Annotated in this window: 4 protein-coding genes and 1 pseudogene; all 5 read left to right on the top strand. The window is 66.2% G+C overall.

Annotated elements, in window-relative coordinates; translation table 11 throughout:
- Positions 1-397: pseudogene (locus AC1DY5_RS46415) on the top strand (MFS transporter); the annotation flags it as partial.
- Positions 398-410: 13 nt separating this feature from the next.
- Entirely contained in the window at positions 411-1,301 is an 891-nt protein-coding gene (gene ltnD, locus AC1DY5_RS46410; RefSeq protein WP_478121130.1) for an L-threonate dehydrogenase, read from the top strand.
- Positions 1,298-2,608, top strand: a complete 1,311-nt coding sequence (otnK, locus tag AC1DY5_RS46405) for a 3-oxo-tetronate kinase (protein WP_478121129.1) — start codon at positions 1,298-1,300, stop codon at positions 2,606-2,608. Before ltnD ends, otnK begins: the two co-directional genes overlap by 4 nt.
- Complete coding sequence (locus tag AC1DY5_RS46400; RefSeq protein ID WP_478121128.1) at positions 2,605-3,252, top strand: class II aldolase/adducin family protein; 648 nt, start codon at positions 2,605-2,607, stop codon at positions 3,250-3,252. The genes otnK and AC1DY5_RS46400 overlap by 4 nt, the downstream gene beginning before the upstream one ends.
- Positions 3,253-3,297: 45 nt before the next feature.
- Positions 3,298-3,648: a hypothetical protein gene (locus tag AC1DY5_RS46395; protein WP_478121127.1), complete on the top strand. Its 351-nt coding sequence runs from the start codon at positions 3,298-3,300 to the stop codon at positions 3,646-3,648.
- Positions 3,649-3,770 lie beyond the last annotated feature (122 nt).

Raw genomic sequence — 3,770 nt, 5'->3', positions numbered from 1 at the left:
CCTGACTGGCCGCAGCGCCGATGCCCGCCGCGAACGACGCTGGCACTTGGTCGTGCCGGCCTTGTTCGGTGCGCTCGGCTTCGTCATCGCCGCTTCATTCGTGCACAACACCGTCGTTTCCGTCGCGGCGCTCTCTCTGGCTGCTGCGGGTGTGCTGACCTGTGCACCGCTCTTTTGGTCGCTGCCGACTTCATTCCTTTCCGGTGCGGCCGCTGCCGTAGGCATTGCTGCGATCAATTCGGTGGGCAATCTGGCCGGCTTTGTGAGTCCCTATCTGATCGGCTTCCTGAAGGACGCAACGCAGAGCACTCAGAGCGGCATGTATGTGCTGGCTGGCATGTTGGTGGTCGGCGCCATCGCGGTGCTGAGGACGCCGGCCAAATTGGTCAATCGTTGAGGAGAGAGAGAACATGAGCAATATCGGAGTCATCGGTCTTGGCGCCATGGGCTCGGGCATGGCGAAGTCGCTGCGGCGTGCAGGGCATACTGTCCATGTGTGCGATGCACGGCTGGGTGCAGCCGAGGCATTCGCCCGGGAAGGCGGTGTCGCGTGTGCCTCCCCCGCCGAGGTGGGCCGGGCCTGCGCGGTGGTGGTGTCGGTGGTCGTCAACGCGCAGCAGACAGAGACCGTGCTGTTTGGCCCCGATGGCGCTGCCACGGCGATGGCAGCCGGCAGCCTGTTCGTGATGTGCTCCACGGTGGACCCCAATGTTTCGATTGCCTTTCAAGGCCGACTCGAAGCCCTCGGTTTGCACTATCTGGATGCGCCGATCTCCGGCGGCGCCGCCAAGGCGGCCTCCGGTGACATGACGATGATGACGTCCGGAAAGCCCGCTGCCTACGCTTGCTGCGAGGGCCTGCTGGAAGCGATGGCCGCCAATGTCTACAGGCTGGGCGACACGGCGGGCAACGGCAGCAAGGTCAAGATCATCAACCAGTTGCTAGCCGGTGTGCACATCGCCGCGGCGGCCGAAGCCATGGCTCTTGGCCTGCGCGAAGGCGTGAATGCCGCGGCCCTGTACGAGGTCATCACGAACAGCGCAGGCAACAGCTGGATGTTCGAGAACCGGATGGCCCACGTGCTGAAGGCCGATTACACGCCGCTGTCGGCGGTCGACATCTTCGTCAAGGACCTCGGGCTGGTGCTCGACACCGCGCGCGCCAGCAAATTCCCGCTACCGCTCGCGAGCACCGCGCACCAGATGTTCATGCAGGCGTCGACCGCCGGCTATGCGAAGGAAGACGACTCTGCGGTCATCAAGATCTTCCCCGGTATCGAACTCCCGAAGGCCGACCAATGAGCGCCGTGCAACCTCTGCTCGGCTGCATCGCCGACGATTTCACCGGCGCCACCGACCTCGCCAACAACCTGGTGCGCGGCGGCATGCGCACTGTACAGATCATCGGCGTGCCCGAGGACGAAGCGGTAGCGGTCGATGCCGATGCGATCGTGGTCGCGCTCAAGTCGCGCACCATCGCCCCGGCCGATGCGGTGGCGCAATCGCTGGCCGCGTTGCGTTGGCTGCGGGCTCAGGGCGTGCAGCAGGTCTACTTCAAGTACTGCTCGACCTTCGACTCCACGCCCCAGGGCAACATCGGTCCCGTCACCGACGCGCTGCTCGACGCGCTGTCCGATCTGCCGCAGAGCGGCCTCACCATTGCCTGCCCGGCGTTTCCGGAGAACCAGCGCACGATCTTCAAGGGCCATCTGTTCGTCGGCGACCAGTTGCTCAGCGACAGCGGCATGCGCCACCATCCGCTGACGCCGATGACGGATGCCAACCTGGTGCGCGTGCTTCAGTTGCAGACGAAGCACAAGGTCGGCCTGGTGGCCTATGACGTGGTCGCGCAGGGTGCGCGCGCCATTCGCGAGCGCTTCGCGGTGCTGCAGGCCGAAGGTGTTCGGATCGCGGTCGTCGATGCGGTCTCGAACGCGGACCTGATGCACATCGGCGCGGCGCTGCAAGGCATGCCGCTGGTGACCGCCGGTTCCGGCGTGGCGATTGGCCTGCCGCAGAACTGGCCTGCCATCGAGCAGGGTGAGGCGGGCGCAAGAGCCGACACGCTGCCACCGGCAACGGGTCTTCGTGCGGTTGTGTCGGGGAGCTGCTCGCAGGCGACGAACGCGCAGGTGCTGCACTTCAAACGCAGTGGACGGCCGAGCTTTGCGGTCGACCCGCTGGCGATTTCTGCCGGCGATGACGTGGTCGGCGAGGCTTTGGCTTGGGCCGCTCAGCATGTGTCCGATGGGCCGGTGCTGATGTATGCCACCGCCGAGTCGGCGGCGGTCAAGGATGTGCAGGCGCAACTTGGCGTCGCCCGGGCCGGCGAGATGGTCGAACAGGCGCTGTCGAGCATCGCACTCGGCCTGGTCGAGCGCGGCGTGCGGCAGTTGGTTGTGGCCGGCGGCGAGACCTCGGGCGCCGTGGTGCGCGAACTCGACGTCCGCCAAATGAGCATCGGCCCGCAGATCGACCCAGGCGTGCCGTGGACGGCCGTGCAGTCGCCGGCTTGCGCCGGCGAGACGCTGCATGTGGCGCTGAAGTCCGGCAACTTCGGAACCACGGATTTCTTCACGAAGGCCTTCGATCAGTTGGAGGCGGCATGATCAGCGCCCTGCGCGAGGAAATCTGCCGCGTCGGCGCGTCGCTGTTCGCCCGCGGATACGTGCGCGCCACGGCGGGCAACATCAGTGTGCGCACCGACAGCGGCTTCCTGATCACRCCGACCGACGCCTGCCTCGGCGGCCTCGACCCGGCGCGATTGGCGGAGGTGAACCACGAAGGCGTGCAGACAGGCGGCGACCGTGCATCCAAGACGCTGGCGCTGCATCGCCGCATCTATGCGGCCGACCCCGAGGCGCGCTGCGTGATCCACACCCACTCGACCCATCTGGTTGCATTGACGCTCGCCGGCGTCAGCAATGCGGATGACGTCGTCCCGCCCATCACGCCGTACTTCGTGATGAAGGTCGGCCACGTCCCGCTGATTCCCTACCACCGGCCGGGCGACCCGGCGATGGGTGACGAGGTGGCCCGGCGCATCGAGCACATGCGCACGGCGGGCACGCCGATCCGCGCCGTGATGATGGAGCGGCTCGGTCCCAACGTGTGGCACTCCGATCCGGCGCAGGCCAGCGCGGTGCTCGAGGAACTCGAGGAGACCGCGCGGCTTTGGCTGATGACTCGCCCCACCCCCCTGACAGCGGCACAGATCGATGAATTGCGCAGCCATTTCGGCGCGAAGTGGTGAGCGCGCCTCTGTCCCAAGCTTGAGGAGAACGACGAGATGACATCCATGAATTTCTGGCTGAGGCGGCTCGCACGACTGGGCTGTGGCTTGTTGCTGGGGCTGACGGCGCTGAGCAGCTACGCCGCCGACTTCCCCAAGCCTCGCGAGGGGCATTGGGTGACTCGGGACTTCCGCTTCGCCAGCGGCGAGGTGTTGCCCGAACTGCGTCTGTCCTACACGACGGTGGGCGATCCGAGCGGCTTGCCCGTGTTGATCATGCACGGCACCACCGGGTCTGCAGGCAGCTTGCTCACGCCTGATTTCGCTGGCGAGCTCTTCGGGCCGGGCCAGCCCCTTGACGCGGCAAAGCACTTCATCATCCTGCCCGACGCCATCGGTACCGGTGCGTCGTCCTAGCCCTCCGATGGACTGCGGACCGCGTTTCCGAACTACAACTACGACGACATGGTGACGGCTCAGTATCGGCTGCTCATAGAACACCTCGGCGTGCGGCATCTGAGGCTGGTACTGGGCAACTC

This window comes from Variovorax sp. P4_D9, from assembly GCF_056401695.1.
This window is presented reverse-complemented; position numbering and strand designations above follow the sequence as displayed.